Here is a 22736-nt window from a genome sequence, read left to right as displayed (position 1 = left end):
GGGTGTGACGATACACCCCTGAGGGTGTAAAGCTGGAGCGTGCGCACTCCACCGACCACCCCGATCCGCGTGGCGCTGGTCGACGACTACGACGTGGTGCTCAAGGGCCTCGCCCACATGTTCGACGAATACGACGACCGGGTCGTCGTGGTCGAGATCAATGCGAACACCGAGACACTCGACGAGGCGGACGTCGTCCTCTACGACTCCTTCGCGCAGCCCGAGTCCGACCACGAGGAGATCGCCGCACTCGTGCAGAACCCGCGCGCGCGGCGGGTGGCGGTCTACACGTGGAACTTCCAGCCCGAGCTGATCGAGTCGGCGCGCGCGCTCGGCGTCGACGGGTATCTGTCCAAGACGCTCACCGCTCCGCAGCTCGTCGCAGCGATCGAGGCAGTGCACGCGGGCGAGACCGTCATCACCGATCACACGCGACGGGTCGCGAGCGCGCCCGGATCGGATTGGCCCGGCCGGCTGCAGGGGATCACCGACCGCGAGTCGGAGATCCTCGCGTTGATCACACAGGGCAAGACCAACGCCGACGTCGCGCGGCTGACCTACCTCAGTCCGAACACCGTGAAGTCCTACATCCGCTCGGTGTACCGCAAGATCGGCGCCTCGAGCCGCACGCAGGCGGTGCTCTACGGCGTCGCGCACGGGTTCGCGCCGGACACGCACAGGATCGAGCACTGGCGCGGCGGGCCCTGAGCCGCGACGCGCCGAGCCGTTGCTCAGCCGGCGAGCGCCCGCACCAGCGTGGCGATCGCGAAGAGAAGCACGACGACTCCCACCACCAGATCGGTCCAGGTCGCGACCGCCTCCTTCTGGTTCTTGCCCTTCTTGGCGACGTGCATCAGACCAGCCAGGAGCAGGAAGACGCCACCCGCAAGCCCCGCGGGAAGCGCCCAGCCGGGGACCAGCGCCAGGAGCCCCGCCAGGCCCATGCCGATGTTGGCGGTGCCGAGCTCTCGCGCCAGCTGCGTCTCCTGCACGCTCGGCTTGTCGGCGCCGAGGATCGCGGCGGTCTGCCCTCTGCCGGAGACCTGCACGACCCCGGCCAGCAGCAGCCTCGTCCCGACGCCCCAGAAGACCCACCACTTGCCGAACACCAGGATGGGATCACCACCGGTCGCCGCCAGCTCGATGATGCCGGAGACGAGCGGCAGCACGACCGTCTGCGCGATCACGACGATGAAATAGCCCACGGCCACTCGATTCTCCAGGGTGCGAAACGCGTCCATGGTATCGGCGTGTCGGCGCTGCGTGCGACGATCGCCGGAACGGACGGGGGCGGGATGCAGGGCGATGCCAGTGTGCTGCACGCCGATCTCGACGCCTTCTACGCTTCGGTGGAGCAGCGGGATGCGCCGCACCTGCGCGGCCGACCGGTCATCGTCGGTGGCGGCGTCGTCCTGGCGGCCAGCTACGAGGCCAAGGCACGGGGGGTGCGCACGGCGATGGGCGGCCGCCAGGCCATGCAGCTGTGCCCGGATGCCGTCGTCGTCCCCCCGCGGATGGAGGCGTACTCCGCAGCCAGCAAGGACGTGTTCGCGATCTTCCGCGACACCACACCCCTCGTGGAAGGCCTCTCCATCGATGAGGCGTTTCTGGAGGTCGGCGGGCTGCGGCGACTCGCGGGCACGCCGGAGCAGATCGCCGTCCGTCTGCGCGAGCGGGTCCGCGCGGAGGTCGGTCTCGCCATCTCCGTCGGGGTCGCCCGCACGAAGTTCCTCGCCAAGGTCGCCAGCGCGGTCAGCAAGCCGGACGGGCTGCTGATCGTCGAGCCCGAACGCGAGGAGGCGTTCCTGCTGCCCCTCCCGATCGAGCGCCTCTGGGGCGTCGGTGCGGTGACGGCCGAGAAGCTGCATCGCCTCGGCATCCACACCGTCGGACAACTCGCCGAACTGGAGGCAGCCACTGCCGAGCGGCTTCTCGGCAGAGCGACCGGCGCGCATCTGCATGCGCTCGCCCGGCTGCGTGACCCGCGCCCCGTCGACACCACCCGGCGCCGCGGCTCGATCGGCTCCCAGCGGGCGCTCGGCAGCCGGCCACGCTCCCCCGAGGAACTCGACCTCTTCCTCACGCAGATCATCGACCGACTCGCGCGACGACTGCGCGAGCGTGATCGGGTCTGCCGCACAGTCGTGCTCCGTCTGCGCTTCGGAGACTTCGCCAAGGCCACCCGCTCGCACACCGTCCGGTTCCCGACCGACCGTACATCGACGCTCCTCGGGGTCGCCCGTGTGCTCCTCGCGGGCGCACGGCCGGAGATCGATCAGCGCGGGATCACGCTGATCGGCGTCTCCCTCTCGCAGCTGGGGCAGGCCGACAGCATCCAGCCGGAACTGCCGATCGACTGGGACGACGGCGCCCGCCTCGACACGGTGCTCGACGCGGTGCGCGACCGCTACGGTGCGGCATCGGTCTCCCGGGCCACCCAGCTGGGCCGCGACCCCGGGTGGTCGACGCCGGTGCTCCCCGAGCACGAATGACGCAACACGGAAGCCTATTGCAGAGCACTGCCCCAACATCAGGGGGTTGCAGCGGCACCCTGAGACTCGTTGAGTGGGGCGATGACCACGGACACCGCAGAGTCGGCACCCCCTGAGAGCACGGGCCTCAAGCGGGCGATCGGCACGCCGCTGCTGTTCGCGTTCATCGTCGGCGACACCCTCGGGGCGGGCATCTACACGCTCGTCGGCTCGATGGCTGACGACGTCGGCGGTGTCATCTGGCTTCCTCTCCTCATCGCGCTCGTGGTGGCGCTGCTCACGGCCGGAACCTACGCAGAGCTGATCACCAAGTACCCGCACGCGGGAGGCGCGGCGCGGTATGTCGACCGGGCCTTCCGCATCCCCTATCTCTCATTCCTCGTCGGATTCCTCATGATGGCCTCGGGCATCACGACAGCTGCCGCGCTGGCCAACGCCTTCGCCGGCGACTACCTCGCCGCGCTCATCGACCTCCCCTCGGCGCCGACGGCCGTCGTGTTCATCGTCGTGCTCACGCTCATCAACCTGCGCGGTGTGCGCGAGTCGCTCACAGCGAACCTGGTGGCATCGGTCATCGAGGTCAGCGGACTGGTCATCGTGATCGTGCTGGCCGGCATCTTCTTCGGCGGCGGAAACGGCGACCCGAGTCGCCTCGTCGAGTTCGCGCCCGACGTCGCCCCGCTGCAAGGCGCGTTCGCGGCCTCCGTCATCGCGTTCTTCTCCTTCCTCGGGTTCGAAGCCGCAGCCAACATGGCCGAAGAGGTGCGCGAGCCCTCCAAGGCGTACCCACGCGCGCTGTTCGGGGCGATCGGCACCGCGGCGGTGGTCTATCTTCTGATCGCGATCGGTGCGGTCATCGTCCTGCCGCCGGCCGAGCTGGCCGAATCGACAGGGCCGCTCCTGGATGTCGTCGAGGGCAGCGGCATCGCGGTTCCGACGTGGCTGTTCGGTCTCATCGCGCTGGTCGCCATCGCGAACGGCGCACTGCTGTTCATGGTGATGGCCAGTCGCGTCGGCTACGGACTCGCGGAGGCGGACCTGCTTCCACGCGCGTTCGGCCGTGTGCTGCCCAACCGCCGAACGCCGTGGGTGTCCATTCTGGTCGTCGCCGGGGTCACGATCGGGCTGACCTTCATCGGCGACGTCGCAGTCCTCGCGGAGACCACCGTGCTGCTCCTGCTCCTCGTGTTCCTCTCGGCCAACGTGAGTGTGCTCGTCCTGAAGAAGGACAAGGTGGATCACAAGCACTTTTCGGTTCCGCGCTTCATTCCGGTGTTGGCGATCATCGCCAGCCTGGTGCTGCTGGCCCAGCAGACCGGCATCGTGTGGCTCGGTGCGGCCGCGTACGTCGTCGTGGGATCGGTCCTGTTCCTCATCGCCCGTGTGGCGCGGAAGCGGACTGCGCGCGTCGACGGATGAGCGAGAGGTCGGAGCGGTCAGAGATACGGGAGGACTCCGCGAGCGAAGGCCGCGATGCCGGCCTGCACCTGCGCCGCGTCGACGTCACGAGACGCGGGAACCACGACGAGCCGGTCCAGGCCGAGGTCGCGGAGCGCCTGTACTCGCTCGAGCAGCATCTCGGCGGGACCGCAGAGCGCGAACCGCGTGAGGAATTCATCCGGTAGGACCAGCGCCTGCGGCGAATCGGACTGACCGTGCTGACGCTCGCGGTATGCACGACCGACCCCGCCGAGGACCGTTGCATCCTCCTCGGAGACGGGGACACCGGAGCGCATGCCTTCGGCCAGGAAGTTCGCGAAGATGGATGCGCTCCCGCGGACCATGACGACCGCGTCGTGCAGCGGAGCGCATGCGAGATCGACATACGCGCCCAGCGACAGCGCTGCCGGCTCCAGACCGGCAGCGGCACGCGCGCTGCGCGCCCGTTCGATCCCCCACCGCACTCGGTCCACATCCGCGCCGAGATTGAACGTCATCCGATCGGCGTGCACAGCTCCCGCAGCGATCACCTCCGGCCCCGTCGCAGCGACGTCGACCGGCACCTTCGCGAGATCTGCCGGCAGCCACGACAACGCAGTCGCGGGACTGGCCAGCCCGAGCGGATCCCCCTGGTGACCGAGGTACTGGCGAACGTCGATGATCGCCTGCCGAAACGCAGCGACCGTCGCGGGCTCCAGACGCAGTTGCCGGAGAGCGGAGTCACCGCGCGCGAAGCCAAGCACCGCCCGCCCGCCGGATTCGGCGTGAACGCTCGCGATCGCCGCTGCCGTGACCGCCGGGTGCCGGGTGATCGGGTTCGTGACGGCGACTCCCAGACCGATCCGTTGCGTCACCGTCGATGCGATCGCCAGCTCGACGTACGGGTCTGCCACCAACGTCTCGCTATCCGCGAGAAGGACTCCCGCGAAGCCTTGCGACTCCGCCTGCGCCGCCCAGTCCTTGGTCACCCCGACTGTGGGGAAGCCATGCAGCCAGATCTCCATGATCAGATTCTGTCGCCTTCTCGCACACCACCTCCGTGTGCGGATCGGGCGCGTCGGCACGCACGCGGGCGAGGGCATGCTTGTGTGGACGCATGACGGATGAGCGTCTCGAGATCCCATACACCGTGGCCGACTATCTGCTGGACCGCCTGGCCGAGGCGGGCGTGCGACACCTGTTCGGGGTGCCCGGCGATTTCACTCTCGCCTTCCTGGATCACGTGCAGCGGCATCCGCTCATCGAGTGGGTCGGGTGCGCGAACGAACTGGGCGCCGCATACGCTGCAGACGGCTACGGGCGCATGCACGGTCTCGGGGCGCTGAGCACGACGTTCGGCGTCGGCGAGCTCTCCGCAATCGGCGCGATCGCGGGCAGCTACGCAGAGCACGTGCCGGTGCTCCATGTCGTGGGCGCCCCGACGACCGCCACACAGGCCGCCGGGCGTGCAACCCACCACACGCTGGGGGACGGCGACTTCGGCCACTTCGCCCGCATGACGGCCGAGGTCACGGTCGACCAGGCGCGCCTCACCGCCGCCGGCTATTCCGCCGAGATCGACCGCGTCATCGTCGCGGCGCGCGACAGACGGCTTCCCGGTTACCTGATCGTTCCCGCCGACGTGTCGGAAGCGCCGGCCGAGCCACCGCGACAGGCGCTGCCGCAGCATCCCGCGATCACCGATCCCGACGTGGTCGACCGATTCCGGCAGGCCGTCGCTGCGCGCCTCGCCGCCGCGCGCTCGGTGGCCGTGCTCGCCGACATCCTGGTGTCACGAATGAGCGCCGAAGACTCTCTTCGCGGGCTGCTCCGGCTCGGCGTCCCCCACGCCACGCTGCTGTGGGGACGCCGCGTCGTGGACGAGTCCGCTGAGGCCTACCTCGGCTCCTACCTCGGCGCGGCGAGTGATGGCGCCGTCCAAACGGTCATCGAAGACTCCGACGTCCTCGTGATGGTCGGGGTGCAATTCACCGATCTGACGAGCGGATTCTTCTCGCAGCGCATTGACAGTGCGCGCACGATCGAGATCCGCGGGGAGTACGCAACGGTCGGCGGCGAGCGCTTCGAGCCGCTGGCCATGTCTGCGGCTCTGCACGCGGTGACATCCGCCGTTCGCGAAGAGGCTGAGCATCTGCAACTCATCCCCACGGGTGCCGCTCACCGACCGGAAGACCAACCCCGTGTCGAGGTGGAGGACGAACCGCTCGGGCAAGCGGCCCTGTGGAGCGAGGTCACACGGTTTCTGCGACCGGGCGACACCGTCCTCGCCGACCAGGGCACCTCGTTCTACGGAATGGCCGGCCACCGTCTTCCCCACGACGTCACCTTCGTCGGCCAGCCCTTGTGGGCCGCCATCGGCTTCACACTGCCCGCGCTGCTCGGTGCGGCGCTGGCCCGTCCCGACCGTCGTCCCGTTCTCCTGATCGGCGACGGCGCCGCCCAACTCACGATCGGCGAACTCGGCACGCTGCTGCGCCATCGCATCCCGGCGGTCATCGTCATCGTCGACAACGCCGGCTACACCGTCGAGAGAGCCATTCACGGACTGGAAGAGGAGTACAACGACATCGCACGGTGGGACTGGACGGCCCTGGTTCGGGCCATGGACTCGGAACAGACCGCGACTGGCGTGCGCGTCGCCACCCATGAGGGACTGCGCGACGCCCTCGATGCCGCACGCGGGAGCGAGTCGCTCACCCTCATTCAGGCGGTGGTACCGCCTCTCGATGTCCCACCGGTTCTCCGCGCCCTGGGAGCGGCAGCAGCGAACGCCAACCGTCCACTGGATCGCTGAGATCCGGCCGACTGCGTTCGCGTACAGATCCCATATCCCGCAGTCCACGCACGTCCATCCGGCACGCCACGCGCCGCTCAACGCGACGGGCGCCGGTCCTCGGAAGAGGCCGGCGCCCGTCGGCGGGTGAAGCATGCGTCATTTCACGAGACGCAGGGTGAGCGGATAGCGGAACGTTCCGCTCTGGTTCGACTTCACCGCCCCGATGACGGCGAAGACGACTCCGACAAGCGGCACGAGCGGCGTGATCAGAAGGATGAACAGGCCCACGAACACCACCGACAGGATCGTCCCGGCGATGAACAGGATCGTGGTCACGGCGGCGACGGTGATCTGAAAATTCAGCGCCTCTTTGGCTTCGCGAGCGACGACGGGGCTCTTGTCCTTCTGCATGAGCCACACCACGAGGGGTCCGACGAAGGCGAACAACCCGCTGAGGTGAGCGATCCAGGTCCAGGTGCGCTCGTCGGCGGCAGACAGTCCGTCCGCGAGGACCGGCGTGTGCTGGTCGGCGGCGCTCATCGGGTCTCCTCGCTGGTGCGCATCGCGCGGACTCCGGCGAACGCGTAGGCGATTCCGGCGACGATCGTCGAGGAGATGGCCAGCGGCACTTCCCACTCGGGGACGACGACCATGACGGCGACAGCGGCAGTCGCCGCCAACAGCAGCATGGCGTTCCACCAGGCCATGACGCCGGAGCGCCACGAGGCGATCGCGAGGAGGATCGGCCCGAGGATGACCGTGGGGATCGTCGCGATGTTCACGATCGCAGCCTGCTCGCTGATGGCTCCGATGCCCTCCCAACCGTACACAGGAAAGACGAAGAGCACCTGGTAGGCGTTGAGGAGGATGAACAGCATCCCCACCCATGTGAGCTGCACGGCGGCCACGCCGAGGGGAGAGCGACGGAACTGCGACATGAGCGAACCCAGGCCCGCCATGATGAGGAGCGCTCCGGCGCCGAACAGGTACTTCGACGCGATCTCGGCCGGGCTGTCCAGTGTCGGCGTGGAGCCCAGCAGGTTGAGCGCGTGGCTGAGCGCGTAGATCGCGCCACCCGCGGTGAGGACGATCGCCTTCGCGCGCTGACGCGGACGCCAGTCGCGTGGCGGTACGGCGACCGGTCGCGCGGCGGCGATCGGGGCCATGGGCAGGGTTTCGGTGAGCATGGGATGCCTTCGTTCGGAGTTCGCCGCAACCTGTGCGACGGGCGCCGATCTCGACGCCGACACTCACGTTAGGAGCGTCGCGCCATGACTATTCCGGCAGCCCGGCTCGCGCAATCGGCGTGCAATTCGGCGCCCACCCACGTTGCATCGGGCGCGGTCAGGGCGTGAGGTGCGCAGCGATCCAGCGCAGATCCCGAGTCATCCCCCGGTCGTGGGCTGCCTGCCACTCTTCCGCAGTGAGGGCCTGGCGCGCGCGGGCACGGGCACGATCGGTGTATTCGCCGTCGGATGCGATCGGCGCGTAGTTGAAGCGGGCACCGAGAACCTCGACCGCACCGAACAGCTCGACAGCGAGCTGGCAGCGATCCAGGGCGACCAGAGCGGTGGCGAAGACATTGATCGCGGCCATCGCGCTCGTGGGATCATCGTGCTCGAGCGATGTGAGCGCCCCTGATCGAAGGACACCGAGTGCATCCGCGGCGCGGCCGACCTGGACGAGCGTCTTGCCGGTGACGAACCCCGAACCGCGCAGTGCCCAGCTGTTCCCGGTGTCCAGGGCGAGCCGGTACGACTCACCCAGAGCCTCGAGCGCCTGAGCGGGGCGACCGAGCGAGCGCAGCACGTCGCCTCGGACGAGCAGATAGTCGGCGACCGCCCACACCGGCGCAGCGCCCACCCGCTCGCGAGCCGCGGCCGCGAGTTCGAGGTCGGCATCGGCATCCGCCTCGTTGCCGGCGAGCGCGGACAGATACGCCGACATCGCGCGGGCGAGCATGGGGTGGATGGGATCTTCAGCGCGCTCTGCGACATCGACCAGGCGCGCTGTTGTGCGAAGCAGCGGCAGGGGATCCGTGCCGACCGCGCGGATGAAGGCCGCCGCGCGGAGCGCTTCGGCTTCGGCGTCCGGCATCGGCTCCCCCGGCATCCCGATGACGCGGTCGATGAGGTCAACCGCGTCCGGTCCCCCGCCTCGCTCGCACCAGAACCATGCCAGCGCCGCCACCAGTCGCATCGCGACAGGACGGTCTCCGGCCTCGATCGCCCAGGTCAGTGCGGCATCGAAATCCGGGCGGGTGGCCACGAGCGCGGCCTTGGTCTGCTTCACCTCCGCTGACCGCAACCGTGGCGCGAGACGCTCGGCTTCTTCGGTGAGCCAGCGCGCGTGCCGTTCGTGCCAGGTCGCGACGTCGTCGATCCGCACGTTCCGACGCACGTAGCGCTTGACAGCCTCGAGCATCCGGAATCGCCGTTCACCGACACCCGGGACGGTGCTCACGAGCGACTTCCGCGCGAGCGCGACTGCGACCTCCCGCGGGTCACGGCCGTCCAGAACGCAGATGCCGGACGCCATCGCCAAGGTGAACGTTCCCGAGAAGAGGGCGAGCTGTCCGAGCATCCGCCGCTCGTCCGGAGTCGTCAGGCGAACGCTCCACTCGATCGCCGTGTCGATGGAATCGTGCCGGCGCGCCCCCTCGGCGCCGTCGGCCGAGTCCTGCAGCGACTCGGCGAGCTCGTCGAGGCTCAGGACGTCGAGGCGGGATGCCGCCAGCTCGATGGCCAGTGGAAGTCCGTCGAGCATGCGGCACATGGTCCGGACGGACCCCACCTGAGCCTCCTCCCAGCCGAGGATGCCGCTCGAATCCGTCGCGCGCTGAAGGAACAGGTCGACCGCCTCATCGACCTGCTCGCCGAGCAGCGGCTCGATGACGATGACCCGCTCCCCCGCCATGCGCATCGATTCCCGGCTGGTGACGAGAACGCTCAAGCCCGCGCATCGCTCCAGGATCGCAGCGCACACGGTGGCGACCGTGCCGAGGACGTGTTCGGCGTTGTCGAGGATCAGCAGGCCGCGACGGCCGGCGAGGATCTGCGCCACCGCATCGATTGTGTGATCCGCCGCTCCCACGGCGTCCGCGACGGCCGGCACGACATCGGACGGCTCCGCGATCGAGGTCAGGTCGATCAGCCACTGCGATTCGTCCTCGTCCACCCCCGCTCGACGTGCGACCTCCACCGCGAGCCGCGTCTTGCCGACCCCCGCCGCCCCGGTGAGTGTGACGAGCCGTGATTCCGCTCGTCCGCGCCGCACCGTCTCGAGATCGACGCCGCGACCGACGAAGCGCGTGAGCGGGATGGGAATTCCGGACCGTTCCACGACGCGGTCGATCGACGCGCCGGCCAGCCCGAGGACCTGCGGGTCCTGGCGCACGATCGACAGCCTCAGCTCTGCCAGCGGCGGCGCAAGGTCGAGACCGAGGTCGCGGACATGCTCAGCGTGTACATCGATGGCGCCCAACGCATCGGCGGTGCGTCCGGCGCGAGCCAGCGCACGTGCAAGGGCGGCGACCATCTCGCCGTCTGCAGGGTCACCCGCCACCAACTCGGTGACGGAAGCGACGACGGATGCCGGAGCCCCGGAGTCTGTGCGGAGCTGCGCGAGCTCGAGCGTCGCCCGTCGGCGGAGCAGCTGCAGCCGGGCGACCGCATCGCTCCTGAACGGGAACCCTGCGGCCCAGGGGAGAGGATCTGCTCGCCAGAGCCCCTCGGCGGCGGTCAGCTGCGCGATCCGGTCCATCCCACCGGCTCCTCGCGGGTCGACGGCGGGACCGGAGGCGAGCAGCTGGTACTCCAGGACATCGACCTGGTCATCGCCGAGATCCAGTCGATAGCCGTTGCGCCCACCGCTGAGCACGTCGCCCCATCCTCGGGCGCGCAGCCGGGAGACGTGCGCCCGCAGGCTGGAGAGCACCATGTCAGGCGGGTCGGACCAAAGATCCTTCACGAGCTGCTCAGCGGGGATCGACTCGCGGCGGGCGAGCGCGAGTCGGGCGATGATCGCCTGCGGAATGACTCCCCGGACGGGCTCCGGCGCCGCGTCACCGGCCACACCGAAGCTGCCGAACAGACGAAGGCGCACGTCGGTCACACCGTGACGGGGCGGGTTCCGGATTGCGGGAGCCGTTCGATCAGCTGCGCCACGTCATCCCATCCCAGTCGACGGCCATTGCGGTATTCACGGTCGAACTCGCCCGGCGGCAGGCCGGCGGCGATCGTCCTTCGCAAGCGGTCGGCCTCGTCTCCCTCCGCCGCCGCGGTGCTGTAATCGTAGCGAAGCCCGATCTCGTCCACGGCGCCGAGGAGGCGCGCGCCGACCTCATGCCGCTCGACGTACGCGCACGCCCCTGCGACGGCATGGACGAGCGCGAGCGCCGCTGCCGAATCCTCGTTCTGCCTCGCCCACTCAGCCGCGTTCGCTGCCACACGAATCGCCTCTTTCGGGCGTCGCGCGTCGACGAGCACTTTGGCCAGGATGTACCGCGCAGAGGTCACCATCCAGGTGTAGCCGGTCGATGCCGCGATTCGATTCGATTCGGTCAGCGCCGCGAGCGCTTCGTCGAAGCGGCCCTCAGCGCGCAGCTTCTGGCCGGTGGCCATCTCGACCTCACTCCGAGCCCACGGCTCCGCGGTCTCGAGCAGGGCGCGCGCCTGCTCGATCAACGCGTCCCCCGTCGCGAGGTCGCCGAACATCGATCGACCGAACCCCGCGCGGGCGAGGGCCACCGCCACCACCGAATCGTCACCCAGCTGCCGGCCGGTCTGCTCCGCATGCGCCACTGCCACGAAGCCTGCAGGCGCATCGCCGAGCTGGTAGGCGAGATTCGCGAGTTCCAGGGCAGCGACAGGCTCAGCCTCCGAACGAGGACCCTCGATCGTCAGCGCCCGCTCGATGCGCTCGCGCCCCTCCCGCAGAAGGCCGCGAAGATACGAGTAGTGCGCGAGGCCTCCCGCGAGACGCATGGCGGCGTGACGATCACCAGAGGCCACAGCCGAGTCCATCGCAGTCGCGAGGTCGGCACGGAATCCATCGAAGACGGCCATGGTGTCTCGCGCCGAGAAGGTGCGAAGCGTCGGCCCCCGCTCCCAGACGAATTGCGCGAACCACTCGCGATGCCGTTCACGCCACGCATCGACCGTTGACGAGTCGTCGAGCTCGGCGGCGAACTCCTTCGTCGACTCGAGCACGCGCAGACGACGCCGGCCGGTCCCGCTGCGGTCGACGGCGACGAGTGATTTGCCCACCAGCGCATCGAGCACCTCCCGTGTGCGGATCTCGTCGATCCCGGCGATGCCGGCGACCGCCTCCGGAGTGAATGGGCCTGCGAAGCGCGCCACGGCGACGAGCATCGAGCGTTGCTCGTCGTCCAGGAGCGCCACGCTCCAGCCGATCGCCTCGCGCAGGCTGTCATGGCGGCCGGCGCCTGAGCCTGCCCCGATACCGCTGCGGACCTCGTCGATCTCGAGGATGTCGAGGCGGGCGGCAGCCAGTTCGAGGGCGAGCGGGATGCCGTCCAGCTCGGCGCTCAGCATCCTCGCGGCATCCTGTTCCGACTCGTTGAAGCCACGCCCGCCACGGGCATCTGCGGCCCGCTCGGCGAACAGCCGCAAGCCGTCGTCGGCGGCATCCCCGCTCATCGGCCGCAGAACGACCTCGTGCTCGTCGGCGAGCCGGAGCGGTTCGCGGCTGGTCACCAGAATGCGAAGGGCGTCCGTCCGAGCCAGCAGCGCGTCGACGGCGACGGCGAGCGCACCGATGACGTGATCGGCGTTGTCGAGGATGAGGAGCGCACGGACACCGCCGATCCGCCGGACGATGGCGTCGATCGTCAGGTCGGCCGCTCGCACGACGGCGGCGATCGCCCCGACGACGGCATCCGGATCGGTGACGTCGGCGAGATCGACCATGTACTGCTCGTCATCGAGGGCGGTCGTCGCCTCTCGAGCCATCTCGACCGCGATACGGGTCTTGCCCACTCCGGCCGGTCCGACGATGGTGATCAGCCGTTCCCGATGCCGAGCCGCGCGCAGCCGGGAGAGGTCTGCGGCCCGCCCGATGAACCGGGTGAGGGGGATCGGAACACCGACGCGCTGAACCGTGTCTCCGGCGCGGATGGGCGAGACGACCGCGGGATCGAGCCGCACGATCGAGGCGCGCAGCGCAGCCACGCGCGCCGAGGCGTCGAGGCCGTTGTCGGCGAGCAGGCGCTCCGCGAACGTGTCCAGGGTCTCGATCGCGTCGGAGTGTCGCGCGGAGCGGGCGAGCGAGGTGGCGAGCAGGCGTACGGGCCGCTCATGCAGAGGATGCCGCATCACGGCCTCGGTGAGCACGGCGGTCGCAAGGCTCTGGTCGCCGAGCTCGAGCGCGGTTTCTCCCAGATCCTCCTCGAGGATCCGGCGCTGCTCGCTCACCTCGGCGCGAAGAACCTGAACGAACGGGAACGCGTCGAGACCGGTCAGAAGCTCTTGGCTCGCGAGCGTCACGAGCTCGATCAGGCGCGCGAGACGTTGCGCGCGGCCCTCCGCGCCGCTGTCGGACGCGACCGCGTCCACGAATCGAGTGAGATCGACGGCGGAGCGGGGAACATCGAGGAGGTACCCACCGCGGGAGCCGACGAGCGCGGCGCCCAGACCCGCCGACCTCAGGCGCGACACGTGAGCCCGGAGCGTCGAGAGCACGTTGTCCGGAACGGAGCTCCATACCGCGGCGACGAGCTCATCCGTGGTCACCTGCTGACCGGCGCTGTACGCCAGCCGGCCGAGGACGGCACGTGGGATGTCTCCGCGAAGGGCGAGGGCATCGCCCTCGCGCCTGACCTCCAGCACCCCGAAAAGATCGACCTCGATACTCATCGCCACTCCCCTGCTCCTGCCCGACGTTCCCGCACGTGTCGATCGTAGGAACGGCGGCACCAGTTCCACCGGCATGTGTCGGCCGTGCAATGTTCGTGCAATCAGACGATGGGGGCGACGATGTCCAGTCGCCAGCGTCCGGTCGGCAGAAGGTAGGCGCAGCGGAGGCGCACGCCGTCGGCGATGCGGTCGATCTCGACGCCGGGTATGCGGCGGTTGTGGAGCACTCGGCAGAGCAGGGCGGCGGTCATGGCAGGACTCAGCGGCGATCGGGCGAGCACCCTCAGCCCCAGCCGGCGCAACGCGCCGTCATCCGCGTCGTCGAGCTCATCGGCGGGTATCGCCTCGACGTGCGCGGTGCCCAGGAACAGCATCGAGAGGTTCAGATCGTCCAGGACGCTCTGGCGCTCGGTGACGATCGAATCGGTGGGGATGATCATGGTTCCATCCTCCGGACGGTGGACGCCGCTCGCAGGCGAGGGGACGCTGCACAAGCTGCGCGCAATGCGGTCGTCTGCACAGGGAAAGGCCCGGGGTCGTCGGGCGGACGACCCCGGGCCGGGGGAAGTGGGGGTGTCAGAACTGGGCGATGAAGCTGCCCAGCGCATGGTCGATCACGGCGAGGTCGTCTTCCGTGAGGGCCTGGACGGACAGCGCCACCACGTGGGACCCGTCCGAGGACAGAGCGCTCAGCATGAGGTAGTCGGCACCGGTGTCGCCGCATCCGATCCAGTAGTCGAACACCCCGTCGTAGTAGCCGTCGGAGTAGGTGTCGTGGGTGGAGAGCTGGCAGCCGGCCGCCTGCATCGTCGGGGTCACCAGCTGGAGCCACTCATCCGGGCTCAGCGTTGCCGTGGCTGCCGGCGCCGCCAGCACCGAAAGCCCGGGGACCGACCACGAGGATGCGTAGGCGCTCAGATCGGGGCTCGCCTCGATCCGTGCCCATTCGCCGCCCTGCGGGTCGATGAACACGCTGCCGTCCACGTTCCAGGCAGCCGGCACGTCGACCGCCAGGCTCTCGGTGTCGTCGGTGACCGTGGTGAAGTCGGCGGGGCTGCTCGCCCCGCCGGATCCGGACGCTCCGCCGGCCGAACCTCCGGTGCTGCCGGTGGCATCGTCGACGACCGACACCGCGGTGACCGCCTTCCCGTTGAACTGCCCGGTGTAGTACCGGCCGTCCGCCGGGCGGTACACCTCGACCGACAGGGTGGCATCCTGACCGTGCGTGCGCAGCACGTCGCAGTAGTCCGCCATCGTGCCGTCGGTGCCGACGCTGACGCCCTCCATCTTCGTGATGAGGTCGCCGGGCGCGACACCCGCCTCGTCCGCGGCCGATCCCGAGGCGACGGAGTTCACCCAGATCCCCAGGCCCTGACCCTCCGAGACGAGCGCGGTGCCGTTCACTCCGAGACTGAGAACGCTCTCGCCGGAGGCCAGCGTCTCGATGACGTCCTGCACCTCATCGCGGTGGATCGCGAGGTTCTGGTCGTACTGATCGTTGCCGGCGTAGTTCACTCCGATGAGCGCGCCCTCGGTGTCGATGAGCGGACCGCCCGAGTTGCCCGGACGGATGCGCGCATCGTGCTCGATCACGTGGTCCAGCGATGCCCACGGGGTGTCCATCGCGGTGTCGGCCTTGGAGACGATCCCGCGGGTCATCGTGAATTCGGGATCGCCGAGCGGGAAGCCCGCGGCGTACACGTCGGTCGCGGTGGCGATGTCCCCTTCGTGCCAGTCGAAGTACGGATAGTCGTCCTTCTGGAGCTGGATCACGGCGAGATCGAGGCACTCGGACGATCCGAGCACCTTGGCGTTGACCGTGTCACTCGTGTCGCCGCCGCGCCACACGTCGAGGGTGCCCGCACCGACGACGACGTGGTTGTTGGTGACGGCCAGCCCGTCCTCCGAGATGATGAAGCCGGAGCCGCGGCCGGCGGCCTCGTAGCCGCCCTCCTCGGGCGAGACGAAGGTGCCGACCGCCTCGATCTGGATCGTCGCGGACTGGACGGCGTCGAAGGCGACGCCGCCTCCATCGGCGGCCGGTCCGGATCCGGGGTTCGCGCCGAAGCCGAGAGTGGTGCATCCGGTGAGGGCAGCGGTCGTGAGGACGAGAATTGCGGCGCTGCCCGTGAAGGCTCGGCGCGAGGTCTGATGTGCGTTCATGTCACCGAAGCTAGGGACTGTCCTCTCTGTCCGCGGGGCACCGATGGCCTTCGCAATCGCCGTGCAATGCACGTGCGAGCGGCGTGCAATGCGCATCACGCGCTCGGGCGCGGAACGGCCGCACGCCCGACCACTCGGAGGCGATCGGGCGTGCGGGCGTGCGGGAATGAGCGGTAGTCAGCCCTTCCGAAGCGAGACCTGGATCGAGCCCGCCGATCGGGCGACGTCCCAGACGTGGCCTGCGCCGCGCACATCGTCGCCCGTGAGCGCGGTGTGCTCGTCGATCGCCGCGCCCGCGTCGATGAGTCCGGCGTCGACCGCTGCGACGAGCCGCGAGAGCGTTCCCCATTGCGCTGCATGAACGTCGACGGTGACGCCTACGATGCCGAGCCCGGGACGCACGGCGAGCTCGCCGAGTTCTTCTGCGGCATCCTCCGGCGACACCATCACGCCGTCGCGCAGGTAACCACCGACAAGCGCCCGTTCGGGCGCGATCGCGGCCCCTGCAGAGAAGCCGAGATACGGGATGCCGGAGGCCACGCGCTCCCGGATTTCGACGGCGATCGGCTCGACGGCGTCGAGGTATGCGGGTGTCAAACCTCCGCCCACGACGATCGCATCCACCGCGTCGATCGCATCGGCTCCGAACGTCTCGCCTTCGAGGATCGCGCGCACGCAGATGCCCTGCGGCGGGGCACCGGCATCCGTCAACAGCCCCCGGAAGCGCTCCACGCTGGAGTCGTCGTCCGCCTCCAGCACGAGGAGCAGGACGATCGTCGGGCGTCGGTCGCCGACACGGGCGAGCGTCTCGTCGACGAACGGTCGGAACAGCGCCGCACCCCGCACTGCATCACGTCCGCCTCCGACCAAGTGCACCGTCACGCTTCCACCGCCATGGCGGCACGATAGCGCGAATACCGACGTCGTCCGATGGTCGCCCACAGCGCCCGGACCAGGAACGGCAGGTTGGCACGGACCCAGTCGCGCCGGGTGCGCTCCGGTAACGACTGGATGAGGTAGCCGAGCTGGACGAACATGACGTCCTTCGGCGTGTGCTTCTGGCTCGTTTTGCCGAGTAGATCCCACTCCTTCTGCGACAGAGCCAGCTGCGCGACTGGCAGGATGAGTACCTCCTCCGCTCCCAGGTGAGTCTCCAACACCGTCCGGATGCGCTCGAGCGTCGCGACCACGGACCCGTCGTCCGGTCCGCGGCGAGTGTTCCACGCGGCGACTTCTTCATCGAGCGCCGCGAGCAGTGCCGCCATGTCGTCGTGTTGCCGACGCATCGCGCTGACGTGGACGGCGCAGGAGGGCGCGCGCTGCTCGAGTGCGTCCCACAGCATCGAGTCCTCTGTGCGGTGATGGCCGTGGAGCATCCCGGAGATCATCGACACGTGCGCCGACACCGCGTCTCGGCGGAGAGGGTGCGTGCGACCGACGGAGCGCACGAGATCGGGGGCCTCACGAAAGAGCAGGCGCAACAGACCATGGACGAGCTTCATGTCGTCGGTGTCGCAGCGCGCCTGCTGCGCTGACGAGGTCGTTCCGGATGAGGGCAGGGCGACAGCCATTCGGTGCTCCTTTGGTCGGGGTGATCACCCCACGCTAAGAAACCGGCGGGGGTGCTCCGCGTCGACTGCAGCACGTGCAATCCGGATGCAACGGCCGAACGGCCCTCAGAACGCGACGAGACGAGGGTCGTGGACCACAGCTTCTGGTGGTCCCAGTGATGCGCCCGCCCACGCCGTGGCTGACGCACCTGGGCCGGTGCGCGCACGCCGAATGATCGGCGATGGCGGAGTGGCAGATGCGGGGGACATCTGGATCGAAATCGGCGATGCCGAGCCCCTCTTCGCGCCGGTTGCACAGCACGAGATTGAGCCTCCGACCAGGGATTTTCTTGCGGAGACGGTGGGATTTGAACCCACGGACCCCTTAGGGGGTCTCCACCTTAGCAGGGTGAAATCGACGACCCGCAGCGCGAGCGGGGAGGAGGCCGTTGTGCCGCAGAATCATGCGGATTTCGGGCATCACCAGGTGATTCCGCACCCCGTTGGCTCGCACTCGACACACTCCCTGCACCCCACCATCGCCCAGAATCGAGGCCCTCACGATACTCGGGGACCCTTGGGGGACCCCCGGCCCAATCAGCGCCACGAGCCGTTCAGCCCGCCAGTCTCTGCGACCAGTACCCTGGCCGACGTCACTCGTGTGCATAGGCGACGACGACCTCAACTTGAGCATGACGTAGACGATGCGGCTTCTCAGACGCGAACGAGACACGCGCGTTGGCAGATCGCACGGCGAGCCCGTACGAGCAGCATTCACGCGTCGTTGCCAGTGTCGGTGAGGACAGCGAGGGCGGGCGGAGGCGACTTTGCTTCACGAAGCTGTCAGTTGTTGAGTCTGCCTGCGGGGAGACGGCTGTCGGCGGCGCTGGAGAACTGGTCAGTTTCGACGTTTGAAAAGTGAACAGTTGCGGGCAGTCTAGCCAGGGGTTTCGTCGGTGGTGGTGCGGATGCTTGGGAGGCTGTCGATGCCTCGTCCGCGGAGTCGGTAGCTGGCGCCCTTCAGGGTGAGGACGTCTGCGTGGTGGACGATGCGGTCGATCATCGCGGCGGCGACGGCTTGGTCCCCGAACACGCCGCCCCAGCCGGAGAACGGCAGGTTGCTGGTGAGGATCAGCGAGGCGTGTTCGTAGCGGGACGAGACGAGTTGGAAGAACAGGTTCGCGGCGTCTTGCTCGAACGGCAGGTAACCGACTTCATCGACGATGATCAGCCCGTAACGTCGGAGCCGGGCGAGCTCTTGCGGGAGCCGGCCTTGCCGGTGGGCGTCGGTGAGGCGGGTGACCCAGTCCGTCGCGGTCGCGAACAACACCCGGTGCCCGTGCTTGGCGGCGACAATCCCCAGCGCGGTGGCGAGGTGGGTCTTCCCGGTTCCGGGCGGTCCGAGCAGCACGACGTTCTGCGCTTCGAGCAGGAACCCTCCGGATGCCAGGGCGGCGATCTGCTGCCGTGCGGTCGGCTGGGCATCCCAATCGAAGTCGTCGAGGGTCTTCCTCGCGGGGAACCCTCCTGCTTTGATCCGCAGCTCCGCGCCGGACGCGTTCCGTGCTGAAACCTCACGCTCCAGGACCGCGGCGAGATAGTCCTCGAACGACCAGCCGGCATCCCGGGCCTGGTCGGCCATCCGGCCGGCGGCTTCAGTGATCCGAGGTGCTTTCAGCGCGCCGGCGAGATACGTGATCTGCTTGACCGCGTCCGTGGTCTTGCCCGACGCCATCAGCTGTTCCCGTCGCCGGTGACCAGCCCGAACGCCCGGTCGTAGTCGGCCAGATCCCGGATCAGATCGTCGCCGACCGCGACCGCGCGGGGTTGCTGGAACTGTTTACGGAGCCGCGCGGCGATCTCCACGTGGGCCGGGTCGGTGACCGTGGTCCCACGCGCCCAAACCCGGGCATGGTCGGCGACGACTCGGCCGTCCGCGCGGACCTTCACCCGCTCCAGGTCGGCCGTGACATCGACCATCCGGCCGATCACTGTCGGGTCCACGGAGTAGTCGTTGGTGTCGAGGCGGACGTAGTAGTCCCGGCCCAACCGGATGCTATTGCGCCAGCCCAGATGGATCGGGATCGGCGGCAACGGCAGCATCGCGGCCCGGTCCGCGTCCAACCGAGACGTCGGCGCAGCCCGGATCGTACGCACCACCCGAGTATTCGCTTTGGCCAGCCAGTCGGTGAACTGCGTGTTGAAGTCCGCCGGGGACGTGAAGGACCGGCCGGGCATGAACGAGGTCTCAAACCACCCGTTGCGCCGCTCGACGACACCTTTCGATTCCGGGTCCCGCGGCGGCAGCAACACCAGCTTCGTCGCGAGAGTCCCCATGAACGCGGCAACACCGGCGGCAGGGCGATGCGCTCTCCCGATACCGCCCTCGTTGTCCCAGATCAACCTGCGCGGGACCCGCCCGAGCTGCTGGATCAACTCCCACGATCCCAGCAGCAGATCCTCGGTCGTCCGGGTCGGGATCATCCGACCGACCACAAACCTCGAATGCGCCGCCGTGATCACCAGCACCGGCAACAGCTTGGCCGTGCCATCCTCGAGCGAGATCTTCTTCGGCGGGAACCAGAGATCACACTGCGCCGCGTCACCCGGCTCCCAGCTCAACCGGTCCGCCGGATCGATCGGCCGGAACTCCGGCCGCAACTGCTTCACCCCCGCCCGGAACCAGGTGATCGACCCCGTCCAGCCGACCCGCTCCGCGAGCACCGTCGCCGGCATATCCGGCGTCTCCGCGAGCAACGCCCGCACCCGCGGCTCGAACGCGACGAACGAGGACTCCGTCGGCGTCCGCTCATACTGCGGCGGCGAATCCGACCGGACCGCCTTCAACACCGTCGTCCTAGAGATCCCCAACCGCTCCGCGATACGCGCCTTCGGCACGCCCTCCGCAGCCAACCGCCGGATCAACGCCCAGTCCTCCAAAGTGATCACTCTCCAATCGTCGAGTGTTCACTTTTCACCGCCGAAACTGACCAGTTTTCAAACGTCGTCGACAAACGTCGGCGACGGTTGAGAACCAGGCCAAAACGACGGGCGAAAACTAGGCCACCGATTCGTCGTTTCGTTAGTCTGCCGGATCTTGCGTCTTGATGCTGGGGAGGCTGTCGATGCCGCGTCCGCGGAGCCGGTAACTCGCTCCTTTGAGGGTGAGCACGTCGGCGTGGTGGACGATCCGGTCGATCATCGCGGCAGCGACGGCTTGGTCTCCGAAGACCCCGCCCCAGCCGGAGAACGGCAGGTTGCTGGTGAGGATCAGCGAGGCGTGTTCGTAGCGGGACGAGACGAGTTGGAAGAACACTTGTGGCGGGCGAGGTAGTCGCGAGCGGCAGTCGCCGCGGTGACTCGCTCGACTGCGTCCAGCTTCGGGTACATGCCTGAGAGGTAGTTCCGAACGGTCTTCTCGACGACACCGAGTCGGGCCGACATCCGCTCGCTACTAGCCCCTTCAGCCGGCACGGCAGCCACAATCCGGAGGGGTCCAGATTGTCAACGGCACCCCAGGATGGAAAAAGACTCCTCCCGCCGCGTTGGCACACCCTTGGCCGCTACCGTTCGAGCGGCTCGCATCAACACTTCACAGGTCGGTGCGTACATGCCGGGTCGCTGGACCGTGATTGCAGCGGCGGCCGCGACGTGGTAGTCGACCGTTTCCGAAGAAGCCTCTTCACTTAGCGGGAAAACCTCGGTGACGCCTGCAGCTTGACTCCGCCGGCCAAATGAACGGGGGCGGCACAATTCTATGGCGGCAGCGCGATCCGCGACGCGCCACGACGCGTCCATCGCCGATGTCGTGAGAGACCCTCGGGCGAACGGTGCCCAACTGCGAAATGGAGGCTCGCCACGATGTTCGCTAGATCGGACGTCTCAACTGTCAACAACCTCCATCAGTTTTAGATCTAGGCGGTCGCCGTAGGTGATGGACAGGGTGTTCAGGATAGCTTTCCAGCCGGCGATCTGCCCTGTCGGATTCGTGCGATTCGGGCGCCGCTCGAGCACCGTCAGATACAGCACCTTCATCGCCGCCTGCTCGTTGGGGAAATGCCCGCGACGTCTCGTGGCTTGCCGGAACCTCGCGTTCAGCGACTCCATCCCATTCGTGGTGTGAATCAGCCGTCTGATCTCGGGCGGGAACTTCAGGAAGGGAACGAACTCGCCCCACGCGTTCTCCCACATTTGGACCATCGCCGGATACAGGCCCCGCCACTGCTCAGCGAACTCCGCGAACCTCGCCTCCGCCGCCGCGACGGTGGGGGCGGTATAGACCACGCGGAGCTGCCCGGTGATCTTGGACCAGTACTTCTTTGACGCGTAGCGAAGAGAGTTGCGCACGAGATGGACAACACACTGCTGCACGGTTGCGAGCGGCCAGATCGCGCCGTCGCGTCGGGGAGTCCTTTCAGACCGTCGCAGCAGACGATGCAGACATCGGCGACGCCGCGGTTGCGCAGCTCGGTGAGCATGTTCATCCACTGCTTCGCACCCTCACCCCCGGTCGGTCCCATCCACAACCCGAGAACGTCACGATGACCGTCCAGATCGATGCCGACGGCGACGTAGACGGGCCGGTTCGCGACCTGCCCGTCCCGGACCTTGATCACGAGCGCATCGATCAGCACCACCGGATAGACGACGTCCAGCGGACGAGCTGCCATTCCTGCATGTCGCCAAGCACCTTGTCGGTCACCGTCGAGACGAGGTCACGGGACACGTCGGAGCCGTAGAGGTCGGAGAGGTGCTTGGCGATATCGCCGGTGGTCATGCCCCTCGCGTAGAGCGAGATCATCGCCTCATCGAAACCGGCGATCCTGCGTTGATGCTTCGGCACCACCACCGGCGCGAACGTTCCTGCTCGACCCCTCGGCACCTGGATCGTGAGATCGCCGATCTCAGTTCGCACCGTCTTCGGCGTCGATCCGTTCCTGGAGTTGACCGACTGCTTGCCGGCACGGTCGCCCGGTTCCAAGCCGAGGTGCTCGGTCAGTTCCGCTTCCAACGCGGACTGCAGAACCTGCCGCGTCAAGCCCGTCAGCAGCCCGTTCGGGCCGGTCAGCTCGATCCCCTGACCACGCGCCGCAGCGACGAGCTGCTCGGCGACGGCGGCGACATCGGGGGGCGCGGGGAAGATCTCCCCGGTTCGCAGGTCAACGGTCTCGGATTGCTGAGTTGTCTTCAATTCGGTGTTCATGACGTGATTCATCTTCCCGGCCAGCCGAAGCTGAACCGATCACGCCGAACCCTCACACACAAAGTTCCCGACAGACCCGTCTTCGATCCCGCGAGGTTCGCCGACCTCGACCTGGATTCCAGCGCGAGGGAAGACCCCGCTGTCGGACACAGAGGATGTCGCGCGCCGCAGTGGCCGTTGCACCAAATAGAGCAGCGGTGGCACGCCTGTCGAGAGAGAGGATCGGCGGAGGCCCTC

The 22736-nt window shown here is 68.3% G+C and carries 17 protein-coding genes, 1 tRNA gene and 2 pseudogenes; 4 read left to right on the top strand and 16 right to left on the bottom strand.

Annotated features, from left to right (window positions below; all coding sequences use genetic code 11):
• The first annotated feature begins 39 nt into the window (after positions 1–39).
• Positions 40–708 carry a response regulator transcription factor gene (locus BLT19_RS05005; RefSeq protein ID WP_157681757.1) on the top strand — a complete coding sequence of 223 codons (669 nt, stop codon included), beginning with the start codon at positions 40–42 and terminating at the stop codon, positions 706–708.
• A 23-nt stretch (positions 709–731) separates the two neighbouring features.
• Here BLT19_RS05005 and BLT19_RS05000 read toward each other — a convergent pair whose 3' ends face one another.
• Positions 732–1241 carry a DUF6790 family protein gene (locus BLT19_RS05000; RefSeq protein WP_091487223.1) on the bottom strand — a complete coding sequence of 170 codons (510 nt, stop codon included), beginning with the start codon at positions 1239–1241 and terminating at the stop codon, positions 732–734.
• 54 nt (positions 1242–1295) lie between these two features.
• Here BLT19_RS05000 and dinB point away from each other — a divergent pair, with 54 nt between their 5' ends.
• Together dinB and BLT19_RS04990 are read left to right on the top strand one after the other, a co-directional pair.
• Positions 1296–2492: a DNA polymerase IV gene (gene dinB, locus BLT19_RS04995; protein ID WP_091493336.1), complete on the top strand. Its 1197-nt coding sequence runs from the start codon at positions 1296–1298 to the stop codon at positions 2490–2492.
• A gap of 81 nt (positions 2493–2573) precedes the next feature.
• Entirely contained in the window at positions 2574–3911 is a 1338-nt protein-coding gene (locus tag BLT19_RS04990) for an APC family permease (RefSeq protein ID WP_091487221.1), read from the top strand.
• A 17-nt stretch (positions 3912–3928) separates the two neighbouring features.
• Here the strand turns inward: BLT19_RS04990 and BLT19_RS04985 are convergent, their stop codons facing one another.
• A complete protein-coding gene (locus BLT19_RS04985; RefSeq protein ID WP_157681756.1) occupies positions 3929–4936 on the bottom strand; it encodes an LLM class flavin-dependent oxidoreductase in 1008 nt (335 codons plus the stop codon).
• 92 nt (positions 4937–5028) lie between these two features.
• On the opposite strand from BLT19_RS04985, the gene BLT19_RS04980 reads away from it, so the two are divergent.
• Entirely contained in the window at positions 5029–6726 is a 1698-nt protein-coding gene (locus tag BLT19_RS04980; RefSeq protein ID WP_091487219.1) for an alpha-keto acid decarboxylase family protein, read from the top strand.
• Positions 6727–6864: 138 nt separating this feature from the next.
• On the opposite strand, the gene BLT19_RS17540 is transcribed toward BLT19_RS04980, so the two are convergent.
• The 14 genes and pseudogenes from BLT19_RS17540 to BLT19_RS04920 all read right to left on the bottom strand — a co-directional run bounded on the left by BLT19_RS17540 (position 6865) and on the right by BLT19_RS04920 (position 22499).
• Positions 6865–7248 carry a DUF4870 domain-containing protein gene (locus BLT19_RS17540; protein WP_157681755.1) on the bottom strand — a complete coding sequence of 128 codons (384 nt, stop codon included), beginning with the start codon at positions 7246–7248 and terminating at the stop codon, positions 6865–6867.
• Positions 7245–7895: a hypothetical protein gene (locus tag BLT19_RS17535; protein WP_157681754.1), complete on the bottom strand. Its 651-nt coding sequence runs from the start codon at positions 7893–7895 to the stop codon at positions 7245–7247. Before BLT19_RS17535 ends, BLT19_RS17540 begins: the two co-directional genes overlap by 4 nt.
• Before the next feature lie 157 nt (positions 7896–8052).
• Positions 8053–10821: a BTAD domain-containing putative transcriptional regulator gene (locus BLT19_RS04970; protein WP_091487215.1), complete on the bottom strand. Its 2769-nt coding sequence runs from the start codon at positions 10819–10821 to the stop codon at positions 8053–8055.
• Positions 10818–13583: a BTAD domain-containing putative transcriptional regulator gene (locus BLT19_RS04965; RefSeq protein WP_172825593.1), complete on the bottom strand. Its 2766-nt coding sequence runs from the start codon at positions 13581–13583 to the stop codon at positions 10818–10820. Before BLT19_RS04965 ends, BLT19_RS04970 begins: the two co-directional genes overlap by 4 nt.
• Before the next feature lie 101 nt (positions 13584–13684).
• A complete protein-coding gene (locus BLT19_RS04960; RefSeq protein WP_091487211.1) occupies positions 13685–14023 on the bottom strand; it encodes a hypothetical protein in 339 nt (112 codons plus the stop codon).
• Positions 14024–14159: 136 nt separating this feature from the next.
• Entirely contained in the window at positions 14160–15746 is a 1587-nt protein-coding gene (locus BLT19_RS04955; protein WP_172825592.1) for a S1C family serine protease, read from the bottom strand.
• Positions 15747–15923: 177 nt separating this feature from the next.
• On the bottom strand, positions 15924–16628 hold the full coding sequence (locus tag BLT19_RS04950; protein WP_231917799.1) for a Type 1 glutamine amidotransferase-like domain-containing protein: 705 nt from the start codon (positions 16626–16628) through the stop codon (positions 15924–15926).
• A complete protein-coding gene (locus BLT19_RS04945) occupies positions 16625–17317 on the bottom strand; it encodes a hemerythrin domain-containing protein (RefSeq protein ID WP_091487207.1) in 693 nt (230 codons plus the stop codon). Before BLT19_RS04945 ends, BLT19_RS04950 begins: the two co-directional genes overlap by 4 nt.
• A 332-nt stretch (positions 17318–17649) precedes the next feature.
• A tRNA-Ser gene (locus BLT19_RS17530) sits at positions 17650–17797 on the bottom strand.
• A gap of 436 nt (positions 17798–18233) precedes the next feature.
• On the bottom strand, positions 18234–19031 hold the full coding sequence (gene istB, locus BLT19_RS04940; protein WP_091487205.1) for an IS21-like element helper ATPase IstB: 798 nt from the start codon (positions 19029–19031) through the stop codon (positions 18234–18236).
• Positions 19031–20245 carry an IS21 family transposase gene (gene istA, locus BLT19_RS04935; protein WP_091487203.1) on the bottom strand — a complete coding sequence of 405 codons (1215 nt, stop codon included), beginning with the start codon at positions 20243–20245 and terminating at the stop codon, positions 19031–19033. The genes istB and istA overlap by 1 nt, the downstream gene beginning before the upstream one ends.
• Positions 20246–20378: 133 nt before the next feature.
• Positions 20379–20612, bottom strand: a pseudogene (locus tag BLT19_RS04930) (ATP-binding protein); the annotation flags it as partial.
• Complete coding sequence (locus BLT19_RS18225; protein WP_407939828.1) at positions 20567–20770, bottom strand: LuxR C-terminal-related transcriptional regulator; 204 nt, start codon at positions 20768–20770, stop codon at positions 20567–20569. The gene BLT19_RS18225 and the pseudogene BLT19_RS04930, both read right to left, overlap by 46 nt.
• Positions 20771–21178: 408 nt before the next feature.
• Positions 21179–22499, bottom strand: a pseudogene (locus tag BLT19_RS04920) (IS256 family transposase).
• Between the last annotated feature and the right edge of the window lie 237 nt (positions 22500–22736).

Source organism: Microbacterium pygmaeum, from assembly GCF_900100885.1.
Taxonomy (GTDB): domain Bacteria; phylum Actinomycetota; class Actinomycetes; order Actinomycetales; family Microbacteriaceae; genus Microbacterium; species Microbacterium pygmaeum.
This window is presented reverse-complemented; position numbering and strand designations above follow the sequence as displayed.